The 20151-nt window shown below is 73.8% G+C and carries 17 protein-coding genes and 1 pseudogene; 8 read left to right on the plus strand and 10 right to left on the minus strand.

What is annotated here, in order from left to right; all coding sequences use genetic code 11:
* Positions 1–73: 73 nt before the first annotated feature.
* The 3 genes from AB0K28_RS26235 to AB0K28_RS26245 are packed head-to-tail and all read right to left on the minus strand — an operon-like array spanning position 74 to position 6812.
* Positions 74–2593, minus strand: a complete 2520-nt coding sequence (locus tag AB0K28_RS26235; protein WP_364374924.1) for an NACHT domain-containing protein — start codon at positions 2591–2593, stop codon at positions 74–76.
* Positions 2590–3285, minus strand: a complete 696-nt coding sequence (locus tag AB0K28_RS26240) for a hypothetical protein (protein ID WP_364374926.1) — start codon at positions 3283–3285, stop codon at positions 2590–2592. Before AB0K28_RS26240 ends, AB0K28_RS26235 begins: the two co-directional genes overlap by 4 nt.
* Positions 3276–6812: an AAA family ATPase gene (locus tag AB0K28_RS26245; RefSeq protein WP_364374929.1), complete on the minus strand. Its 3537-nt coding sequence runs from the start codon at positions 6810–6812 to the stop codon at positions 3276–3278. Before AB0K28_RS26245 ends, AB0K28_RS26240 begins: the two co-directional genes overlap by 10 nt.
* A 177-nt stretch (positions 6813–6989) precedes the next feature.
* Here AB0K28_RS26245 and AB0K28_RS26250 point away from each other — a divergent pair, with 177 nt between their 5' ends.
* Positions 6990–8282: an NB-ARC domain-containing protein gene (locus AB0K28_RS26250; protein ID WP_364374932.1), complete on the plus strand. Its 1293-nt coding sequence runs from the start codon at positions 6990–6992 to the stop codon at positions 8280–8282.
* A 3-nt stretch (positions 8283–8285) separates the two neighbouring features.
* Here AB0K28_RS26250 and AB0K28_RS26255 read toward each other — a convergent pair whose 3' ends face one another.
* From AB0K28_RS26255 to AB0K28_RS26270, 4 genes are read right to left on the minus strand one after another with little or no spacing between them, the layout of a single operon-like run.
* Entirely contained in the window at positions 8286–10628 is a 2343-nt protein-coding gene (locus AB0K28_RS26255) for a glycosyl hydrolase family 65 protein (protein WP_364374935.1), read from the minus strand.
* Positions 10628–11371 (minus strand): beta-phosphoglucomutase family hydrolase, encoded by a 744-nt coding sequence (locus tag AB0K28_RS26260; RefSeq protein WP_364374938.1) that lies wholly within the window; start codon positions 11369–11371, stop codon positions 10628–10630. The genes AB0K28_RS26255 and AB0K28_RS26260 overlap by 1 nt, the downstream gene beginning before the upstream one ends.
* 19 nt (positions 11372–11390) lie before the next feature.
* Positions 11391–12038, minus strand: a complete 648-nt coding sequence (locus tag AB0K28_RS26265; RefSeq protein WP_345406237.1) for a response regulator transcription factor — start codon at positions 12036–12038, stop codon at positions 11391–11393.
* Entirely contained in the window at positions 12035–13138 is a 1104-nt protein-coding gene (locus tag AB0K28_RS26270; protein WP_364374941.1) for a sensor histidine kinase, read from the minus strand. Before AB0K28_RS26270 ends, AB0K28_RS26265 begins: the two co-directional genes overlap by 4 nt.
* An 88-nt stretch (positions 13139–13226) precedes the next feature.
* On the opposite strand from AB0K28_RS26270, the pseudogene AB0K28_RS26275 reads away from it, so the two are divergent.
* The 5 genes and pseudogenes from AB0K28_RS26275 to AB0K28_RS26295 all read left to right on the plus strand — a co-directional run.
* Positions 13227–13850: pseudogene (locus AB0K28_RS26275) on the plus strand (ATP-binding cassette domain-containing protein); the annotation flags it as partial.
* 77 nt (positions 13851–13927) lie between these two features.
* Positions 13928–14689, plus strand: coding sequence for an ABC transporter permease (locus AB0K28_RS26280; protein ID WP_345406243.1), 762 nt, complete (start codon positions 13928–13930; stop codon positions 14687–14689).
* 330 nt (positions 14690–15019) lie between these two features.
* The gene (locus AB0K28_RS26285) at positions 15020–15637 is read left to right on the plus strand and encodes a DUF2975 domain-containing protein (protein WP_364374944.1); all 618 of its coding nucleotides are present in this window, start codon (positions 15020–15022) and stop codon (positions 15635–15637) included.
* The gene (locus AB0K28_RS26290; protein WP_364374947.1) at positions 15637–15885 is read left to right on the plus strand and encodes a helix-turn-helix transcriptional regulator; all 249 of its coding nucleotides are present in this window, start codon (positions 15637–15639) and stop codon (positions 15883–15885) included. The genes AB0K28_RS26285 and AB0K28_RS26290 overlap by 1 nt, the downstream gene beginning before the upstream one ends.
* A 59-nt stretch (positions 15886–15944) precedes the next feature.
* Positions 15945–16475, plus strand: coding sequence for an ATP-binding protein (locus AB0K28_RS26295; RefSeq protein WP_364374950.1), 531 nt, complete (start codon positions 15945–15947; stop codon positions 16473–16475).
* 156 nt (positions 16476–16631) lie between these two features.
* On the opposite strand, the gene AB0K28_RS26300 is transcribed toward AB0K28_RS26295, so the two are convergent.
* Both AB0K28_RS26300 and AB0K28_RS26305 read right to left on the minus strand, forming a co-directional pair.
* Complete coding sequence (locus AB0K28_RS26300; RefSeq protein WP_364374953.1) at positions 16632–17819, minus strand: MFS transporter; 1188 nt, start codon at positions 17817–17819, stop codon at positions 16632–16634.
* A gap of 57 nt (positions 17820–17876) precedes the next feature.
* Positions 17877–18119 (minus strand): hypothetical protein, encoded by a 243-nt coding sequence (locus AB0K28_RS26305; RefSeq protein WP_364374956.1) that lies wholly within the window; start codon positions 18117–18119, stop codon positions 17877–17879.
* Between AB0K28_RS26305 and AB0K28_RS26310 the strand changes: the two genes are divergently transcribed.
* Positions 18033–18854 carry a LysR family transcriptional regulator gene (locus AB0K28_RS26310; RefSeq protein ID WP_364375273.1) on the plus strand — a complete coding sequence of 274 codons (822 nt, stop codon included), beginning with the start codon at positions 18033–18035 and terminating at the stop codon, positions 18852–18854. The two genes, AB0K28_RS26305 and AB0K28_RS26310, sit on opposite strands and share 87 nt — an antisense overlap.
* A 4-nt stretch (positions 18855–18858) precedes the next feature.
* Here AB0K28_RS26310 and AB0K28_RS26315 read toward each other — a convergent pair whose 3' ends face one another.
* Positions 18859–19473 (minus strand): TetR/AcrR family transcriptional regulator, encoded by a 615-nt coding sequence (locus AB0K28_RS26315; protein WP_364374959.1) that lies wholly within the window; start codon positions 19471–19473, stop codon positions 18859–18861.
* Positions 19474–19531: 58 nt separating this feature from the next.
* Between AB0K28_RS26315 and AB0K28_RS26320 the strand changes: the two genes are divergently transcribed.
* The gene (locus tag AB0K28_RS26320; protein WP_364374962.1) at positions 19532–20149 is read left to right on the plus strand and encodes a maleylpyruvate isomerase family mycothiol-dependent enzyme; all 618 of its coding nucleotides are present in this window, start codon (positions 19532–19534) and stop codon (positions 20147–20149) included.
* The last annotated feature ends 2 nt before the right edge of the window (positions 20150–20151 follow it).

Here is a 20151-nt window from a genome sequence, read left to right on the forward strand (position 1 = left end):
CCCCTTCGGAACGACAGATGCGGGGGTCCAGCGTCACCGGCCCGGCGCCCGGGAAGGATTGGACGATCGTTCCTCAGTCGGCGGGCGTCAGGAAGTCCTGCAGCTCGCGGTGCCTGAACTGGTACGTCGCGCCGCTGACCCGCAGCAGCCTCGCCTCGCACGCCCAGTCGAGGAAGCTCCACAACCGCAGCGGCAGCAGCCCCCGCGTGGCCGCGACGATGAGGCCGATCATCGTACGGGTCCACGCCACGGCGCCGAAGCTCAATCCGAAGGAGGCACCCCCGACGACCGCGCACAGCAGCGACACGACCAGATCCTGGCTCATCACGAACACCAGGAACGCCGCGATCCCGCCGGTCAGCCCGAAGGCCAGCCCGATGGTCGGGTTGCGGTGCAGGGCCTCGCGCGGGTGGGCCAGCTCGGCGTCCATGCTCCACCCACCAGTAGTGATCTTGAAGACGACCCCGAGCGCGAACGCCAGCACGAACGCCCCGCCCAGCCCCGCGACCAATTCCACCGGCCCGGCGCGCGCCAGCCGCAGCGGCGCCAGCCCGGTGAGCGCCCCGCACAGCCCGAAACCCATCAGCGTGATCGGCTCGGCGCGGATCGCCTCGGCGACCGTCATGCGCCCGGCGCCGACCCAGCCCGCGGCGGTCAGCCCGATGACCGTCCCGAGCGCCAGTCCGCCGGTGCCGCCCGCGACGACGGCGAACAGCGGCCCGAACACCGTCCCGCCGGTGAGCAGCAGCCCGGCCAGCCCGCCCAGCACGCCGACGGGCAGCCCGGCCAGCGCACCGAGCAGCGCACCGATCAGCCGCCGCCGTCGCGGTACGTTGGCCCGCCCGCCCGCGGCGGCCGGCCACGCCGACAGCGACAGGCCGGTCACGATCGCCACCCAGGACGTCATGAGCGCCAAGGTGAGCGCCTGCTCGGCGCCCCCGCCCACGCCCCCGCCAACGTCACCGCCAACGTCTCCGGCCGCCGAGCCGGTCCAGAACGCGACCATGGCGACGACCGCGAGCGTCACCGCGCACACGCCGTGCAGCGCCCGCACCAGGAACCGGCCGCCGATCGGCCACAGCAGGTGGGGGACGAGGTCGATCGCCGTCAGCCCCGGCGGCGGCCGGTCGGCGCCCGCGCTGTGCCCGGCCTGCCGGCGCAGGTGCGCCGCCATGTGCTCCAGCCACGCCCGCACCTGCTCCGGCTGGTACGCGGTCCCGTACGCGGCCCTGGGCGTCAGCCGGGTCGCGGCCGGCACATACGCCTCCAGCAGCCGCCGGGCGATCACCTCGGCCCCGGCGCGCGAGTCGGCGTGCGGGTCGACCCGCAGCAGCTCGTACGGGTCCGCGCCGGACTCCACGGCCGTCGCGGTCAGCAGCAGCCGCCACGGCGTCGCGAGCGCGAGGTGCACGGCCCGGCCGTCAGGCCCCGACAGCGCCGCCTGGATGCCGTCGCGATGGTCGGCACACGGGTGGCCGTCGGGCCAGCGCGCCTTCAGGTAGACGGCGATCTGCTCCACGCTCAGGTCGTGCAGCCGGATCACGGTCGCGTTGTCCAGCCACACGCCGGCCGCGCGCAGCTCGGCGTGCCGGTCGGCGCGGCAGGTGACGACGACCGCCCCTGCCCGGCGCCCGGACAGGTCGCTGTAGCGGTTGAGCTCGGCCAGCAGGCCCATCGCGCGGCGGGGCGGGCCGGCGGGCGGGCCGGGGTCCAGCTCGTCCAGCCCGTCCACCACGGGCAGGACCCGGCGGTCGCGTACGAGCCGGTGCGCGTCGCCGGCCGCGAGCCCGAAGTCCTGCACGAGCTGCTCGGCCAGCCAGCTCTCGAAGGGCCTGCCCGGGGTCCAGCGGGCGGCGTTCAGGCGGACCGGGACCGTACGCGGGGGGCGGCCGGTGGCCAGCGGCGACTCCAGGAGCTGCAGCACCAGCTCGATCGCCAGGACCGTCTTCCCGGCGCCCGACTCGCCGACGACCAGCAGCCGCTGGGGGTGCAGGGCGGTGAAGAACCGGCCGATGGTGTGCAGGTCGTCCAGGCTTGGGCCGAAGGAGACGGGTGCGATGTCGTAACCGCCCAGCAGCCCCTTGCGTGCCCTGTCCTCCTCGCGCAGCACCCGGCGTACGAGCAGGTCGACCGCCGGGTCGCGGTCGGAGCCCGCGTAGGGGGCCACCGGCGAAGGGGCCTCCGGCGTAGGGGCTTCTGGGGAAGGAGCATCTGAGCAAGAGGCCGGTGGGGGAGTGGCCGGTGGGGGAATGGCGGGGCCGGCGAGGGCGGCCCTGGCCGCGCGCCAGCGTTCCAGCTCCCCGCCGATCAGCTCCTCGGGATGCTCGCAGGACCGCAGGCAGGCCGTGACGAACGCCCGAACGAACTCCCAGCGCGGCAGCCGATCGGTCTGCCGCAGCACGTGCGAGGTCGTGCTCTTCGGCAGCGCGTCCACCAGGGCGCCGTCCGCCGCCGCGACCTGCCCGCCCAGCGCCCGTAGCCGGCTCAGCGACGGCTCGCCCGCCCACTGCCTGAGCCGTACCAGCGCCGCGACGAACTCCGCCGCGTCACCCGCCTGCGCCGGATCGGGCGGGAGGGGACGATCCTCGCTCACTGCTCTCCCGTCCTGACCAGCGCCCACGTGAACGTCGCCCGCCCCCGCCACCGGCCGGGGACGCACACCCCCTCCACAGTCTGGACGTGCCGCGCCTCCATGAGGAAGTTGCGCGCCTCGTCGGCCTCCACCAGGTCACGCCCCACCGCGATGGGCACGAACCCGTGCCGGGGAATGTAGACCCAGCGCCCGCGGTCCCAGTCGTAGGGGTCGAACCAGCGGTGCCGTACGGTGCCGGACACCCGCACCTCCCGCCCCTCCCTGGTCAGCACGAACGAGCCCTGCGAGCGCAGCAGGCTCATGCGGCTGACGTAGAACAGCTCGGTGCCGATGAAGGCGTTGATACGGGCGTCCCAGTAGTCGTGCAGCCAGGCCGACCCGTGCTCCTCCAGCGTGCCGGCCCGGCGCAGGAGCTGGCGTTCGAAGCGGCGCTGGTTCTTGCGCTCGGCCTTCTTGATCACCTTGAACGAGCGCAGCCAGCGCAGCGACATCGTCCGCGACTCGCCGACGCCGTCCATGAAGTGTTCGAGGAAGTCGGAGGCGATCGGATGGAAGTCGCGGCCCCCGTCGATGATCGACCGGAACAGGCCCACCAGCTCGGGCACCGGCCTGCCCGTCCGCCGTCTCAGCCCTCGCAGGAACATGCCGGCCCTTCCCCTGATGTGATGGGTGCGATCGAGCGTCACGTACACGTCGGGCGGAACTCCTCCTCGGGCACGAGCGTCGCCCACTCGCCACGGGTGAGCCAGCGGCCGGCGTTGGCGCAGGCCGCGGCCACGAGGTCGGCGGGCGTGCGGGCGTCCCACAGCCGCGCGGTCCCGTCGCCGGAGACCGAGGCCACCTTCGTGCCGTCGGGGGAGTAGGCGAGCGCGGCCACGCCGCGCGTGTGGCCGGTCATCGGCTGGCCGAGCGGCCGGTACACGCGCAGGTCCCACAGCAGCACGTCGCCGCTCTGCAGCCCGGTGGCCAGCACCTGGCCGTCCGGGCTGAACGCGACCGTGGTGGGCGCGGCGTCCTTCGGCACCAGGGCGACGCCCTTGGTGCGGCGGCGCGGCACGTCCCACAGCCGCACGGCGTTGTCGTCCGCCGTGTACGCCAGGACCGTGCCGTCGGGGCTGAAGTCCAGGTCGTTGACCAGCCCGCCGGCGACCGCGGGCGGCGTGCCCTCGATCTGGCGGCGGGTGGCGACGTCGAAGAGCCGTACCCGGGCGTCGAAGCCCGCGCTGGCCAGCGTCCTGCCGTCGGGGCTGATGGCCATGCCGGTGATGACGTCGGTGTGGTCGTCCACGCGGATGCGGGGCCCGAACTCGCGGCGGGTCGCGACGTCCCAGAACGCGATCTCCTGCTCGTGCTGCACGGCCACGAACCTGCCGTCGGGGCTGAACGCGGCCACGCCCTTGAACACGGGGTCATGGGCGAGCACCCGGCGGCTCGCGAGGTCCCAGATCCGCAGGCCGTCCATGGCGGACGTCAGCAGCGTGCGCCCGTCGGGCGTGAACATCATGCTGATCACCGGGCCGCGGGCGCCGGGCGCGCGCAGCGGCGGGCCGATGGGACGCTGGGTGGCGACGTCCCGCAACAGCACGTCGGGGTCGCGGGCGCCGGGGCCCGCGGTCGCCAGCGTCCGTCCGTCGCGGCTCAGCGCGACCGCGTGCTGCGCCCGCACCGGCGTGCCGACCTGCAGGTGGACCTGCGGCTCCGCGAGGCGGACGACGCCGTCGGCGCTCGCGGCGGCCAGCAGCCTGCCGTCGGCGCTGAACGCCACCCGCCCCACGCCCGCGTAGTTGGCCTGCAGCGCGGTGACCTGCTGCCGGCTGGCCGTGTCCCACAGCACGGTACGGCCGGAGGTCCCGCCGGTGGCGATCCTGGTGCCGTCGGGGCTGAAGGCCACCGAGGAGAAGCCGCCTTCGCGGTCCTTGAGCGCGCCCGTGCGCCGGCCCGACGCCGTGTCCCACAGGAACGCGCCGTCGCCGCCGGCGGTCGCGAGCGTCCTGGCGTCGGGGCTGAGCGCGATGTCGTAGAGGGGACCCTCGTCCTGCTCGGCGAACGGGGCGCCGAGCGGGCGGGCGGTGACGGGGTCCCAGAGCCGTACGGTCAGGCCCCGGGCGACGGCCATGGCGCTGCCGTCCCGGGTGAACACCACCCGCTGCACGATGCTCGCCAGCTCGGGCCCGTGGTCGGGGCGTCCCATGGCGGGGCCGCTCGGGCGGTGGGTGACGGGGTCCCACCGCCGGACGACGCCGCGGAAGTCGCCCGTCACGAACGTCCCGCCGTCGGGACTGTAGGCCAGCGCCGACACGACCGCCTCATGCTTCAGATCGGGGCCCAGCACGCGGCGGGTGGCCACGTCGTAGAAGCGGACGGTGCTGATGCACCCGGTGGCGAGGGTCCTGCCGTCGGGGCTGAGCGCCACCTGGACGCCGGAGCACTCGAACTCGGCGCGGGTGATCGGGGCGCCGAGCTGTTTGCGGGTGGCGACGTCCCAGATGCGGGCGGTGCCGTCGTCGCCGCCGGTCACCGCGATCCTGCCGTCGGCGCTGAGCGCGAGTGACCTGATGCCGCGCGCGTGCCCGGTGAGCTGGCCCCTGCCGGTGCCGGTCGCGGCGGTCAGCAGGCGGTTGCGCGCCTCGTCGGTCGGAGCGATCTTCCAGGCTGCGACGGCCAGCATCGAGGCCAGGGCGACGTCGCCGGTGACCTCGCTCTGCGCGGCGAGCTGGCGGGAGAGCGCCACTCTGCGCTGGCGTCCCGCCTCGTCCGCGGCGCCGGCGGCGAGGGCGGCGGCGATGAGGGCGAGCACCGACAGCGTCGCGAGGCTCGCTACGGCGAGCCTGCGGCGGCGGCTCGTGCGCCGCTCCTCCTTCTCGGATGCCGCGACGAAGCCGTCCACGACGGGCCCGGGAGGCGGGAAGCTGTCGGGATCGCGCTCCCAGCGGGGCCTGCTGTCCTGCACGGCGAGCAGCCGCGCCCCCCGATAGAGGAACGCGGGGTCACGATGGTGGTCGGCCCACTGGGCGGCGGCCTCCACCAGCCGGTCGTAGACCCCCTGCGCGGCCAGGTCGGGCTCCAGCCACTGCCGCAGCGTGGGCCAGGCCGTCAGCAGCGCGTCGTGGGAGATCTCGGCGCCGTCCTCGTGCAGGGTGAGCAGCCGCCGGTCGGCGAACGCCGACAGCAGCGCCCCTACCTGCTCGCGCCGCTGCGGGGTGTGCGCCGAGGCGGCGGCGTGGATCTCGGCCAGCCGCGCCCCGCGCCGCGCCACCCGGCCGCCGGCCGTGATGAGGGTCAGCCGGCGGAAGATCCGCAGCGCGGCCTTGCGGTCCTCCGGTGACAGCCGCCCGAGCACCTCGTCGGCCGTGCGGCGCACCGAGTCGCGGACCCGGCCCGTCTCCTCGTAGCCGCGCAGGGTCAGCGTGCCGTCCGTACGGCGTTCCCAGGTGTTGCGCAGCGCCTGCGAGAGCAGGGGCAGCGCGCCGGCCGGCGGACGGTCGCCCGAGCCAGTCCGCAGCTCGGCGAGCATGGTCTCCACCAGGCCAGGCTCGATCCGCAGCCCCGCCGCGGCGGCCGGGCCGGTGATGGCGAGGCGCAGGTCGGCCTCCGTCATCGGCTCGACGATGACCTGCCCGTCCTGGATGGCCTCGGCGAAGCGCGGGTAGGCGGCGCAGCGGTCCCAGTGGTCCGCGCGGACCCCGACGATCACGCCGGCGCCGTGCGGGCCGCCGGTGAGGGCGTGCAGCGTGGCCACGTACGCCTGGCGCTCGTGCTCGTCGCCCACCAGCGTGAACAGCTCCTCGAACTGGTCGGCCACCAGGAGCGGCCGCCCGTCCACCTCGTCGAGCAGCCGCCACGGCTCGGCGCGCAGCCGCGCGGCCACCGTCTCGGCGTCGCCGCCGAACTCCTTGGCCCAGACCTCGGCCAGCGTGCGGAACGGCGTCGCGGTCGGCGTGGTGAGCAGGCACCGCCACTTTCGCGGCCCGGCGGCCGGGAGCTCGCCCTTGTCCACCGCGGGGAGCAGGCCCGCGCGTAACAGGGACGACTTGCCGACGCCCGAGGCGCCCGAGACGAGCAGGACGGAGCCGCGTCCTGTCAGCCGCCGGCCGAGCCGGTCGAGAAGATCGCGGGTCGCCCGCGTACGGCCGAAGAACAGCTCGGACATTCCCGCTTCGAACGGAGCGAGACCCTGGTAGGGGCAGATGTCGTTGGGATGACCGCCCCACTCGCCCATGGCGGTCATTCTGACAAAGGGGGCCACCGGCATCAAACGGGTTGCGTCCGATTTCGTCCAATGTCGTCCCATCCGTGGTCTGAACGGCTCGAACGCGGTTCTGATGGACGTGCTGCCACTTGATCGAGGGGCCCGGCCCGGCGCCGGAGCCCTCCATGGGGGATCGCGGGAGACGTCTTGTACTCGGCACGATGCACTCTGCCCGGCGCCGCAGGGGAGACCGGCGACGGGCACGCGGCGGGCGCGCTGCTACGGGGATGGCGCAAGCGCGCGCTGCTGACCCAGGAACAACTCGCCGAGAAGGCGGGACTCAACGTCAGGACCGTGCGGCGGCTGGAGAGCGGGGGGCTCCAGCCGCGCAGCAGGTCCGTGCTGCTGATCGCGCAGGCGCTCGGGCTGTGCGGCGAGGAGCGCGAGCAGCTGGCCGCCGCCGCCCGTGGCGCGCCCGCCGCTCCGGCCGACGAGCCGGCCGTCAGCCCGATCGTCCCCCGCCAGCTGCCCGCCGGCCTCGCGGCGCTGGCCGGCCGCGAGCACGAGCTGACGATCGTCGAGAACGCGCACCGCGCGGAACCGGCGCCGGTCGTCGCCATCGACGGTATGGCGGGAACGGGCAAGACGGCGCTCGCGGTGCACGCCGCCCACCGGCTCGCGCCCGGCTTCCCCGACGGGCAGCTCTACGTGGACCTGCACGGCCACACGCCCGGCACCGCCCCGGTCGAGCCCGCCGAGGCCCTGGCCAGAATGGCGCGCGCACTCGGCGTGCCCCGTGCGGACGTCCCCGACCAGCTCGACGATCGCGCGGCGCTCTACCGCAGCGTGCTGGCGCGGCGCCGGGTGCTGGTCGTGCTGGACGACGCCGCCGACGAGGACCAGATCCAGCCGCTGCTGCCCGCGGGCCCCGGCTGCCGGGTCATCGTCACCAGCCGGCGGCGGCTGGGCGGGCTGGGGGACGTCCGCGCGCTGTCGCTGGACGTCCTGCCCCCTGCGGCGGCGGTCGCCCTGTTCGCCGAGGTCGCCGGGCGGGAGCGGGTGGCGGGGGCGCCGCGCGGCGAGCTGCATGAGGTGGTGGCCCGGTGCGGGGCGCTGCCGCTGGCCGTCCGCATCGCCGCCGAGCGGCTGCGGGCGCGCCCGACGTGGCGGGTGCGGGACCTGCTCGACCGGCTCGCCGGTGACCGGCTGGCCGCACTGAAGGCGGGACGGCACGACGTCGCCGCCGCCCTCGACCGGTCCTACGACCGGCTGCCGGCCGACCTGCGGCGCGCGTACCGGCTGCTGGGGGCGCGCACCGGCGCCGGCGCGAACGTGGATCCGCGCACCGCCGCCACCCTGCTGGGCACGAGCGCGCCGCACGCCGAACGGCTGCTGGAGCGGCTGCTGGACGCGCACCTGCTCCGCGAGGCCGCGCCAGGGCGGTACCTGTTCCACGACCTCGTCCGTGACCACGCCTGCCGGGCGAGCCGCGTGGCGTGACCGTCAGCGGGGGCGGGGTTCGCGGCCGGGCGGCTGGCGTACCTGCCGATCCGGCTCCTCGCGCGGCGGGTTGGGCCGGGTGACCTGCTCCTCGCCCAGCTCGACCCGCTCGCCGCAGTGCAGCACCGTGATCGGCGGGCCGTCCAGCAGCCGGTACGTCGTCGCCTCCCGCGTGGCGCTGACGCACACCAGGCTGCCTCGGTACCGCAGCCGGAAGCCCAGCCGGGTGATGCCCGCGGGCAGGCACGGCGCGAAGCGCAGCCGCCCACCGCCCGCGCGCATCCCGCCGAACCCCGACACCAGCGCGATCCACGCCCCCGCCAGCGAGGCCATGTGCACGCCGTCCATCGTGTTCTTCTCCAGGTCGGCGAGGTCCATCAGCGCCGCCTCGCCGAGGTAGCGGTAGGCCAGGTCGAGGTACCCGACCTCGGCGGCCATGACCGCCTGCGTACACGCCGACAGGGACGAGTCGCGCACGGTCAGCGCCTCGTAGTAGGCGAAGTTCGCGGCCTTCTGCTCGGCCGTGAAGGCGTCGTGGCGCAGGTGCATGGCGAGCACGACGTCCGCCTGCTTGACCACCTGCCGCCGGTAGAGGTCGAAGTACGGGAAGTGCAGCAGCAGCGGGTAACGGTCGCCGGTGGCGTCGAAGTCCCAGAGCGCGTGCTGGGTGAAGCCCTCGCTCTGCTGATGCACGCCGAGCCGCTCGTCGAAGGGGACGGTCATCGCCTCCGCCCCCGCGCGCCAGGTGCGGATCTCCTCCTCGGTGACGCCGAGCCGCCCCGCAGGGCCGGGATGGCGTTCCGCCGCGTCGGCCGCCGCGCGCAGGTTCTGCTGGGCCAGCAGGTTCGTGTACACGTTGTTGTCCACGACCGCGGTGTACTCGTCGGGCCCGGTCACGCCGTCGATGCGATAGCGCCCCGACGCGTCGTGGTGGCCCAGCGAGCACCACAGCCGGGCCGTCTCGACCAGCAGCGGCAGGCCGGTCTCGCGGTCGAAGACGGCGTCGTCGAGGGCGTCCACGTACTGGGTGACGGCGTGCGCGATGTCGGCGTTGACGTGGAAGGCCGCGGTGCCCGCCGGCCAGTAGCCGGAGCACTCCTCGCCGTGGATCGTCCGCCAGGGGAAGGCGGCGCCGCCCAGCCCGAGCTGCGTGGCCCGCTCCCTGGCCAGGGGCAGCGTGGAGCGCCGCCACGACAGGACGTCCGCGACGGCCGGGGGATAGGTGTAGGTGAGCACCGGCAGCACGAAGATCTCGGTGTCCCAGAACGTGTGCCCGTCGTACCCGGTGCCGGTCAGGCCCTTGGCCGGGATCGGCCGCGACTCCAGCCGCGCGGCCGACTGCAGCAGGTGGAACATCCCGAAACGGACGGCCTGCTGCACCTCGTCGTCGCCCTCCACCTCGACGTCGGCGCCGTCCCAGAAGGCGTCGAGGAAGCGCCGCTGGCCGGCGCGGAGGCCGTCCCAGCCGGTCAGGCGGGCCGCCGCCAGCGCCGCCGCCACCTGGTCGTGCAGCGCGGCCCGCGAGCGCCGGCGCGACCAGCCGTAGGAGAAGAGCTTGACCACCCGCAGCGTCTGGCCGGGCGACAGGTGGGTGGCGACGGTCAGGCGGCTGACGTCGTCGCCGCCGCGCCCCTCGGTCAGCGTCTCGTCGGGGCCCTCGATCTCGTGCCACATGCCGGCCGCCAGCCGCAGCCCGCTCTCCCTGGTGCGGTGCACCATGATGCCCAGGCCGTCGTCGCCGGTGACGTTCTCCTCCTCGATGAGGGGGGAGCGCAGCGGAGCCGCGGCCCGCGGGTCGCCGGAGGCGGCCGTGCGGGTCTCGTTGGCGATCAGCTCCGACTGGACGACGACGCGGATCGGGCGGTCCACGGCCTGGACCTCATAGTTGATCGCGGCGATCGCGCGATGGGTGAACGACACCAGCCGGGTCGAGGTGATGCGTACCGGGGCGCCGGTCGGGGAGCTCCAGTGCGCGGTGCGGGTGAGCGTGCCGGCCCGCAGGTCCAGCACCCGCTCGTGCTGGTGCAGGGTGCCGTAGCGCAGGTCGAACGGCTCGTCGCCGACCAGCAGCCTGATCACCTTGCCGTTGGTGACGTTGACCACCGTCTGGCCCGACTCCGGGTAGCCGTAACCCGCCTCCGCGTACGGCAGCGGGCGCAGCTCGTAGCAGCCGTTGAGGTACGTGCCCGGCTCGGCGTGCGGCTCGCCCTCGTCCAGGTTGCCGCGCAGCCCGATGTGCCCGTTGGACAGCGCGAACAGCGACTCGGTCTGCGCCAGCACGCCGAGGTCGAGGCGGTGCTCGCGCAGGGCCCACGGCTCGATCGTGAACGCCGGATGCCGGATCATCACGCGTCCTTCAGCAGCTCGGCCAGGTCGGTGACCACGATGTCCGCGCCGTTGTCGCGCAGCTCGTCCGCCTGTCCCACGCGATCGACGCCCACGACGAAGCCGAACCTGCCGGCCCGGCCCGCCGCCACCCCCGCCAGCGCGTCCTCGAACACCGCCGCCTGCCCCGGCTCCAGCTTCAGCGCCTCGGCCGCCGCCAGGTACATGTCGGGGGCCGGCTTGCCCGCCAGCCGCCGCTCCCGCGCCACCACGCCGTCGACCCTGGCCTCGAACCGCCCGGCGATGCCCGCCGCCTCCAGCACCTGCGCGGTGTTCGCGCTGGACGACACCACCGCCGTACGCAGCCCCGCCCGCCGCACCTCGTCCACGTAGCGGACCGAGCCGGGGAACACCTGTACGCCGTCCCGCTCGATGACGGCCTGGACGAGCTGGTTCTTGCGGTTGCTCAGCCCCTGCACGGTCATCGCGTCAGGCGGGTCGTCGGGCGTCCCCTCCGGCAGCTCGATGCCGCGCGATCGCAGGAAGCTGCGCGCGCCGTCCGCGCGCTTCTTGCCGTCCACGTAGCGGTCGTAGTCGGCGGCGGCGTCGAACGGCACGAACGGCGCCCCCGTCCGGCCGGCCCACTTGTGCAGGAACTCGTCGAACATCGACTTCCAGGCGGCGGCATGGACGGTGGCGGTGCGCGTCAGCACACCGTCCATGTCGAACAGGCATCCGCGAACGCCCTCAGGCAACCCCAGCATGCATCCTCCACCTGCGCCCCTACCCGCCCGACCTGCGAATATCCGGGACCACGCCGGCCTCGTAGGCCGCGATGACCAGATGCACCCGCGTGCGCGCGCCGAGCTTCAGCAGCAGGCTGCTGACGTGCGTCTTGACCGTGCTCATCGAGAGGTGGAGGGTGCGGGCGATCTCCGCGTTCGACAGGCCGCGCGCCACCAGGACGAGCACCTCACGCTCGCGCTCGGTGATGTCGAGCCGGCGGGCCGGCGGGCGTACGTGCCGCTCGATCAGCCGCCGGGTGGCGCTGGGCGCGAGCAGGGCGTCGCCGGACGCGATGATCTGCACGCTCCTGGTCAGCTCCGCCGGCGGGGTGTCCTTGAGCAGGAAGCCCGCGGCGCCGGCCTGGAGTGCTCCGTAGACGTACTCGTCGAGGTCGAAGGTGGTCACGATGAGCACGCGGGCCCGCGGGTGCGCGGCGCAGATGCGGCGGGTCGCCTCGATGCCGTCCATCTCGGGCATCCGTACGTCCATCAGCACCAGGTCGGGCGGCTCGCTCGCGGCGACGGCCACGGCCTGCGTGCCCGTCGCGGCCTCCGCGTACACCGTGAACCCCGGCACGCCGTCGATCAGCCGGCGGAAGCTCGTCCTGATGAGCGGCTGGTCGTCGGCCACCAGCACCTTGATCACAGCGGTAGCCTCGCCCTCACCTGGAATCCGCGCACGGGGCGGACGCCCGCCTCGAACTCGCCGCCGAAGGCGCGCACGCGCTCGCGCAGTCCCGTCAGCCCGTGGCCGTAGGGCCGCTCACGCGCGTTCCCGCCGTCGTCGGCGACCTCCACGACCAGTTCCTCGTCGCGCCGCTCGATCAGCACCGTCGCCCGCCCGGCCATGGCGTGCCTGAGCACGTTGGTGAGCGCCTCCTGCACGATCCGGTAGACCGTGAGCTCCATCTCGCCCTGGACCTCGCCGTTCACGCGCAGCTCGACGTCCAGGCCCGCGGCCCTGGTCTTCGCGACGAGGTCGTCGAGGTCGGCGAGCCCAGGAGCGGGTGTCAGGTCCGCCGGGCCGTCGTCGCGCAGCACGCCGAGCAGGCGCCTGGTCTCGCGCAGCGCCGACCTGCTGGTCTCCTCGATCGAGCCCAGCGTGCGGCGCATCTCCTCGGGGTCGCCGACGTGCCGCTCGACGCCGGCCTGTACGGCGATGGTGCTCAGGCCGTGGCCGATGACGTCGTGCAGCTCGCGGGCGATGCGCAGCCGTTCGCGCGCCGCCTCCGTACGGGCCCGCTCCTCGGCCTGGGCGGCCAGCTGCTCGGTGTAGAGCCGGCGCTGCCGTACGGCGGTGCCGGTGGACCAGGCCGCGACCACGATGGCCGGCACCAGCCCGACGTGGTCGAGGCTCTGACTCCCCAGAGGGAGCTCCACCACCCCATGGAGCGTGACCGCCACCGCCACCAGCAGCTCCGGCACCGCCCTGCGCCGGGTGGCGAGCGTGTAGAGCACGAGCGGCAGCCCGAACGGATCCGCGTGCGGGATGAGGAACTCCTGCATCCCCAGCCCGCCGGCCAGCACCACGGCGAACACCGCCCGCGGCCACCGTCGCCGGACCGCGAGCGGCAGGCTGGTGGCCAGCGCCACCGCGAAGTCGAGCAGGCCGGGCGGCACGGGATTACGCCAGTGGATGAGCCCGAGGAAGCCGGCCGCCAGCAGCAGGGCCGCCACGGTGTCAACGGACACCCAGACGAGGTCCGGTATCCGGCTCAGCAGGGGCAGCCGGGGCTGATCACGCACATCATCGACCCTAACCAGCGGGCCTGGAAGCGCGTATCGGTCTCAGGACCGATACGCGGGCCGGGTCTCCCGGGGGATCGTGGTCGGCATGATCGAAGTCATCGGGTTGACCAAGCGCTTCGGAGGGAGCGCCGCAGTCGACGATCTCTCCTTCACCGTGACGCCCGGGAAGATCACCGGGTTCCTGGGGCCGAACGGCGCGGGCAAGACCACGACCCTGCGTGTCATCCTCGGGCTCGACCGGCCCACCTCCGGCCTGGCCACCGTGCACGGCGTGCCGTACGCGCGCCTGAAAAGACCCCTCACCCACGTCGGCGCGGTGCTCGACGCCACCGCCGTGCAGGGCGGGCGGCGCGCCGAGGAGCACCTGCGGTGGCTGGCGAGGACCAACGGGATCTCCCCCGCGCGCATCGGCGGGCTCATGGAGCTGGTCGGGCTCGCCGGCGCCGGGCGCAAGCGGGTGGGCGGCTTCTCCCTCGGGATGAAGCAGCGGCTGGCGCTGGCCGCCGCGCTGCTCGGCGACCCCGAGGTGCTGCTGCTCGACGAGCCGCTCAACGGGCTCGACCCCGAGGGCATCAGGTGGCTGCGCGGGCTGCTGAAGTCGCTGGCGGCCGAGGGACGGACCGTGCTGGTCTCCAGCCACCTCATGCACGAGATGGCGGTCACCGCCGATCACCTCGTCGTCATCGCGGGCGGGCGGCTGCTGGCCGACATGGAGATCGGCCGGTTCGTCCGGCCCGGGATGTCGCTGGAGGAGACGTTCATGCGGGTCATCGAGGGGAGCACGGCGTGAACGCGGTCGCCGCCGAATGGATCAAGCTGCGCTCGTTGCGTTCCACCTGGTGGTCGCTCGGGGCGGGGGTGCTGACGGCGCTCGCGCTCACCGTGCTCGGCGCCTACGCGGTGATCTCACGCTGGGACCCTGGCCAGGCGGGCGAGCAGGCCGCGATGGGGATCGTCGTGGCCGTCTACGTCGGAGTCGTGCTGGCCCAGCTGCCCCTCGGCATGCTCGGCGCCATGTCGATCACCGGCGAGCACGCCTCCGGCATGATCGACACGACGTTCGTCGCCACGCCGTCGCGCTCGCGGGTGCTGCTCGCCAAGGCGTGCGTGCTCGGCGGGCTCGCCGTCGCCGCCTCGCTGCTCATCGCGATCCCCGGCTACCTGTACGGGCAGGCGGTGGCCGCCGAGTTCCACCCGACGTCGCCACCGGCCGGAGCCTGGGCGGTGGTCGCCGGCGGTACGCTGATGATCGTCATGACCACGCTGCTCGGGCTGGCGCTCGGCGCGCTCTTCCGCAACGGCGCCGTGGCGATCTCCGTGCTGGTGGTGCTCCTCGGGCTGGTCCCCTTCGCCGGTCAGGTGCTGCCGGGCGGTGACGTGGCCAATCGCGTCCTGCCGGGCTATCCCGCGCTCCAGCTCATCGAGCAGGTGCCCGACATCATGCCGGACCCGGCCGCCTTCGCCCTGCTGGCCGCCTGGACCATCATCCCGCTGCTGCTCGCGATCCGCGCCAATGTCGGTGGGCGTCTGTACCGTCCCCGATCATGACCTGGTCCACCTTCTTCCCGGAGAAGTTCCCGCCGCACCCGCCCGCCGCCGAGACGGGGAGGAGCACCTGCCCGACCTCCTGCTGGTCGGGCACTGGGACGAGGGGTGGGTGCTGCTCAACCCGCGCGTCAGGACCGCGAGGGGGAGCGGGAGGCGTGGTTCCACGTCCCCTGGCTGCCCGGCGCGAACCGCTACCGGACGTTCCTGGAGCTCATGGAGGACGAGCATCGCAGGGCCGGGGCGGCGTGGCCTGATCGGCTTGCCATATCGTTTTTCGATGCTATCGTTTTTCGATAGCATCGAAAAACGATATGGAACGGAGTTCAGCTGATGGCTGCACTGCATGGCACCCTCGGTCGAGCGGCCCGGCGACCCGCGGTCTTCGCGGTTCTCGTCGCGGTGACCGGGGTCATCACGGGGATGGTGCTCTACTCCAGGGCCGGCCTCTTCGGCCTGACCTATCCGCACGTGGTGGCCCAGTCGCCCGCCGGTTACGGCATCGGCCTGGACGAGCCGGCCTTCGCCGCGGAGGCCCTGCCCGGTGTCAAGGCGATGGCGGGCGATCTCCACTTCGTGGACGGCACGCCCGACGCCGGCCAGTACATCCTGCAGGCCCTGACCACCCTCCCCGGCTTCGTCGTGACGGCCGTCGCGTTCTTCCTGCTCTGGCGGCTGCTGTGGCGGGCGCGCGAAGGCGCCTACCTGCCGCAGGTCGCGCGCCAGGTGCGAGTTCTGGGCTGGTGGCTGCTCGCCGGTGGCCTGCTGGCCCCGCAGATCGAGCACGTCGCGATGATGGCGCTGCTGGACACGATGGCCGCGAACGAGTCCCACTATCTCCCCCGGGAGATCCCCGTGATCGTGCCGCTCGTCGGGGTCGGGCTGCTGGCGCTGGCGAGCGTCCTGCGCACGGGCGTGCGCATGCGGGACGACCTGGAAGGCACCGTCTGATGCCGGCCGAGACGGACCCCCACGACACCCACGACAACCACGCCATCACGGTCCACCTCGACCGGCTCCTGGAAGAGCGCGGCATGACGCTCACCGAGCTCGCCGACCGGGTGGGGGTGACCGTGGCCAACCTGTCCATTCTGAAGAACGGCCGGGCCAAGGCCATCAGGTTCACCACCCTGACCAGGCTCTGCGAGGTCCTCGACTGCCAGCCGGGCGACCTGCTGAGCCACCGCCGGGCGGAGTGACCGCCGCACCACGTGGAAGGCCCTTTTCCGGACGGTGCCCGTTGCGCGAGGATGCCGGGGTGACGTCCATCAAGGCGCGGCCCAGGATGATCCTGCTGTGCGGGCTGCCCGGGTCAGGGAAGACGACGCTGGCCAGACGGCTGGCGCGGGAGGTGCCCGCCGTACGCCTGTCTCCGGACGAGTGGCTGGAGGCCCTCGGCATCGACCTGTTCGACGAGCCCACCCGCGCCCGCCTCGAGCGGCGCTTCGCCGGGCACGCCCAGGAGCTGTTGCGGCTCGGCCAGAGCGTGGTCATGGAGTTCGGCTTCTGGACACGGGGCGAGCGGGACGCGATGCGGGCGGTCGGGCGTGCCGCCGGCGCGCCCGTCGAGCTGCGCTACCTGTCGGCGCCGTTCGACGAGCTGTGCCGCCGCGTCGAGGCCCGCAACGGCCAGCCGGGGGTGGCCGTGATCAGCCGGGCGCGCATGGAGAGGTACGTGACGCTCTTCGAGGCCCCTGACGACGCCGAGCTCGCGCTCTACGCCCCGCCGCTCGCGGGCTCACCTGCTCGCGAGGGCCTCGCCGGCGCTGATGATGCCGCTCAGCGCTGAGCGTACGTCATTGGGCTCGGTGATCTTGGTGTCGATGCGGCGGCGTTCGTCCTCGAAGGCGGCCCTCCGGCCACGTGGGTCGTCGTGTTGGCGGAGCTGAAGCAGTTCCAGACCTCGGCTTGTGCGGGGGTGGGAAGGGCATCTCCAGGTCGTTTGTCAGGGCCTGCTTCTTCGGGGGAGGAGGAGCGGGGTCGCCAGCAGGAGGACGCCGGCCACGGCGATGGCGGGGCGGGGGTCGATGAGGCCGCCCAGCACGCCCCAGGCGGCAGTCAGCAGCGCGGTCGTGACCCTGGTCGTCACCGACCAGGCGGACAGCGTACGGGCGATGCGATCGGACGGGGTGCGGGCGAGCCGGTGGGTGGCGAGGAGGGGGTTGAAGACGGCGCAGCAGAAGATCAGCCCGAGCTGGACGCCCATCACCAGCAGCAGCCCGCCGGTGCCGGGCCCGACGAAGGCCAGGCCCAGGGGCCAGAGCGCGCGCAGCGTCCCGGCCGCGACCATGACCCGGTGTGCCCCGTACCGGGCGGCGAGCGGCCTGGCCAGCCGCGCCCCGAGCAGCCCGCCGATCGCGGGCGCGGCGAAGGCGAGGCCGTACTGCCAGGACGTGAACCCGAGCGGGCCCAGCATCAGCACGGCGAGCAGCGCGTCCATGGCCATCAGCAGGCCGTTGAACAGGGCGGTGTTGAGGAAGAGCGGACGCAGCGCCGCGTCGGCGAGGATGAACCGCCACCCCTCCAGCAGGTCACGGGCTCGCGGCGCCGCACCCGGCCGGGGCTCCGGGCGCGGCTCGCCGCCGCCGGTCGCGCGCAGGCACAGGGCCGAGAGGAGGTGACTGACCGCGTCGGCCACCACCGTCGCCACCGGTCCGAGCAGGGCGATCGCGGCGCCGCCCAGGGGCGGGCCGGCGATCGTGGTCGTCCAGGTCGTCGACTCCAGGCGGGCGTTGGCGGCCAGCAGGTGCTCGGCCGGGAGCAGGGTCTTCAGGTACGCGCCTGAGGCCGCGCGGAAGGTGAGGTCGGCCGCCGCCACGACGACCGAGACCAGCAGGAGCTGGACGAAGGAGAGCACGCCCAGCGCGTACGCGGCAGGGATCGTCAGCAGGGCCGCGAACCGGACCAGATCGGTCCCGACCAGCACCGGCCGCTTGCGGCGGAACTCCACCCACGGCCCCAGCGGCACCGCCAGTGCCGCGCCCGCCAGCGCGCCCACCGAGGACAGTGCCGCGACCTGCGCCGGTCCCGCGTGCAGCACCTGGATCGCGATCAGCGGGAACGCGCCGAAGGCGAGCCACGTGCCGAGCGCGCTGGTGCCGTACGCGGCCCAGAACCACCTGAACTGCCGCATGACGCTCCTTGCTCGTTGGATGATCGCCAGCAGCAAAGCGCGTGCGGGACAGGAAGATCAAACAACTCCGGGTACAACGCTGGGTTGTACGGTGACGGCATGGACCTCGACGCCGTACGCACCTTCGTGACCGCCGCCGACGCGGGCCAGTTCCAGGAGGCCGCCGCCTAGCTGAGGGTCACCCAGCAGGCCGTCTCCAAGCGGATCGCCGCCCTGGAACGCACCCTCGGCGTACGGCTGTTCATCCGCGCACCGCGCGGCGCCGAGCTCACCATCGACGGTCAGGCGTTCCTGCCGCACGCCCGTGAGTTGTTGCGGGCCGCCGAGCGAGCGGTCGCGTCCGTGCGCACCGGCCGCCGCCCGCTGCGCGTCGACATGCTCGCCTCGCGCAGCGCGGCGTCGGGCGTGATGCGGGCGTTCCATCGCGCGTACCCGGAGATCGAGCTGGACGTGGTGATGCTGTTCGGCATCGACGACGCCGTCGCCGCCATCAGGTCGGGCGCCATCGACGCGTCGTTCCGCGCCGTCACGATGCCGGGCCGGCCCCTGCCGGACGACGTGACGGCGGAACGCGTCCTCGACGAGCCGCTGCAGCTGCTCGTCGGCCCCGCCCACAAGCTGGCCGGCGCGAGATCGGTCACGGTCGCTCAGCTCGCCGGGCACCGGATCTGGATGCCGGGCATCGTCCCCGGCACCGAATGGGCCACCTTCTACGACGACCTCGTCGCGGAGTTCGGCCTGACCATCGAGGTGACCGGGCCCAACTTCGGCTCGGACGCGCTCCTCGACACCATCGCCGACACCCCGGCCCTGGCCACGTTCATGGGGGAGCGCACCCGCCTGGTCTGGCCCGAGGGCCACGGCCTGCGCCGCATCCCCGTCACCTGCCCCACCCCCGTCTACCCGCACGCGCTGCTGTGGCGCCGCCACGACCCCCACCCCGCGCTCGCCACCCTGCGCGTCTACCTCGCCACCACGGCGGCCGGCCAGGACACGGCCGGAACCTGGACGCCGAGCTGGGCGATCCCGCGCTGACTTCTCAGGGCGCGCCGAGGACGTCCGGGGTGACCAGGGCGCGGGCGGCGGCGGCGAAATAGTCGTCGGAGGCGGCGTCGGCCAGGCCGAGGATGACGCCCTGGCTCAGCCCGACCAGCAGCGCCCGCAGCGCGGTGGCCAGCCGTTGCGCCTGCCGGGGCGTGAGGGTGCCGCCGTCGTGGGAGCGGCCGGACAACAACCCGGTCAGGCGTTCCTCGTGGGCTCGTACGGAGGCGGCGAGCTTGGGCCGCAACTCGGGATCGCGCAGCGCGAGGTCCTGCAGGCTGATCTCGAACGACAGCCGGCGCAGCGCGTCGGGGTCGTCGCACGTGCGGCGGTAGTGGCGGGCGAAGACCTCCACCGCCTCGATCGCTCCGAGCGAGGGGGAGACCGCCTGCTCCAGGCCGTCGTAGTGCGGCGCCAGGTAGTCGGTGACCAGGGCGATCAGCAGGCCGTTCTTGCTGCCGAAGAGCGAGTAGACGGCGCCGGTGGTCAGTCCTGCCCGCTCGGCGATCTCGTCCAGCCTGGCCCGATGGCCGTCGCGGGCGACGAGGCGGTGCGCGGCCTCCAGCAGGGCCTGCCGGTTCCTGTCCTTGGCCTCCGCCCTCGTTTTTCTCATAATCCCATTATTACCGTAATCTCGTTACGAAAGTCAGCCGACAAGGAAGAAGTGCCACGTGGACATCACCTCCGCCATCGCCGCGGAACGTACGGAACTGGCGGCGCTCCTGGACGACCTGCCGCCCGAGCAGTGGGACGCGCCCACCCTGTGCGCGGGCTGGCGCGTACGGGAGGTCGCGGCGCACATGTCGATGGGCTTCCGCTACCCGCTGCCCAAGATGCTGTGGGAGCTGGTCAAGGCGGGCGGCGGCGTCAACAGAATGGCCGACCGGCGGGCCCGCCTCGACGCGGCCGCCATGTCCACGTCCGAGATGGCCGCCGCGCTCCGCGACAACGCCCGCCACCCCTGGCGGCCACCGGTCGGCGGCATCGCGGCGGCGCTCGGCCACGACGTCGTGCACGGCCTGGACATCACCGTCGCCCTCGGCCTCGGCCGCCGCGTCCCAGAAGAGCGCGTACGCCTCCTCCTGGAGCAGGTCACCCCCAGGACCGCGCGGTTCTTCGGCGCCGACCTCGGCGGTGTGCAGCTGCGCGCCGACGACCTCGACTGGTCCTTCGGCACCGGCGTCCCGCTGACCGGCTCGGCGCAGGACCTCCTCCTGCTGACCTACGGCCGCAAGCTGCCGCCCGGTCACCTGCGCGGCGAGGTGAGCGACCGCTACGTGGCCGCCTGAGC

The organism is Nonomuraea sp. NPDC049504, assembly GCF_040676845.1.
GTDB classification, from domain to species: Bacteria; Actinomycetota; Actinomycetes; order Streptosporangiales; family Streptosporangiaceae; genus Nonomuraea; species Nonomuraea salmonea.

What these genes read in the sequence shown, in the direction of transcription:
- AB0K28_RS26245 (WP_364374929.1), bottom strand. Translation starts at nt 6,812, where the DNA reads ATGGGCGAGTGGGGCGGTCATCCCAACGACATCTGCCCCTACCAGGGT.
- AB0K28_RS26255 (WP_364374935.1), bottom strand. Translation starts at nt 10,628, where the DNA reads ATGATCCGGCATCCGGCGTTCACGATCGAGCCGTGGGCCCTGCGCGAG.
- AB0K28_RS26260 (WP_364374938.1), bottom strand. Translation starts at nt 11,371, where the DNA reads ATGCTGGGGTTGCCTGAGGGCGTTCGCGGATGCCTGTTCGACATGGAC.
- AB0K28_RS26285 (WP_364374944.1), top strand. Translation starts at nt 15,020, where the DNA reads ATGGCTGCACTGCATGGCACCCTCGGTCGAGCGGCCCGGCGACCCGCG.
- AB0K28_RS26290 (WP_364374947.1), top strand. Translation starts at nt 15,637, where the DNA reads ATGCCGGCCGAGACGGACCCCCACGACACCCACGACAACCACGCCATC.
- AB0K28_RS26300 (WP_364374953.1), bottom strand. Translation starts at nt 17,819, where the DNA reads ATGCGGCAGTTCAGGTGGTTCTGGGCCGCGTACGGCACCAGCGCGCTC.
- AB0K28_RS26315 (WP_364374959.1), bottom strand. Translation starts at nt 19,473, where the DNA reads ATGAGAAAAACGAGGGCGGAGGCCAAGGACAGGAACCGGCAGGCCCTG.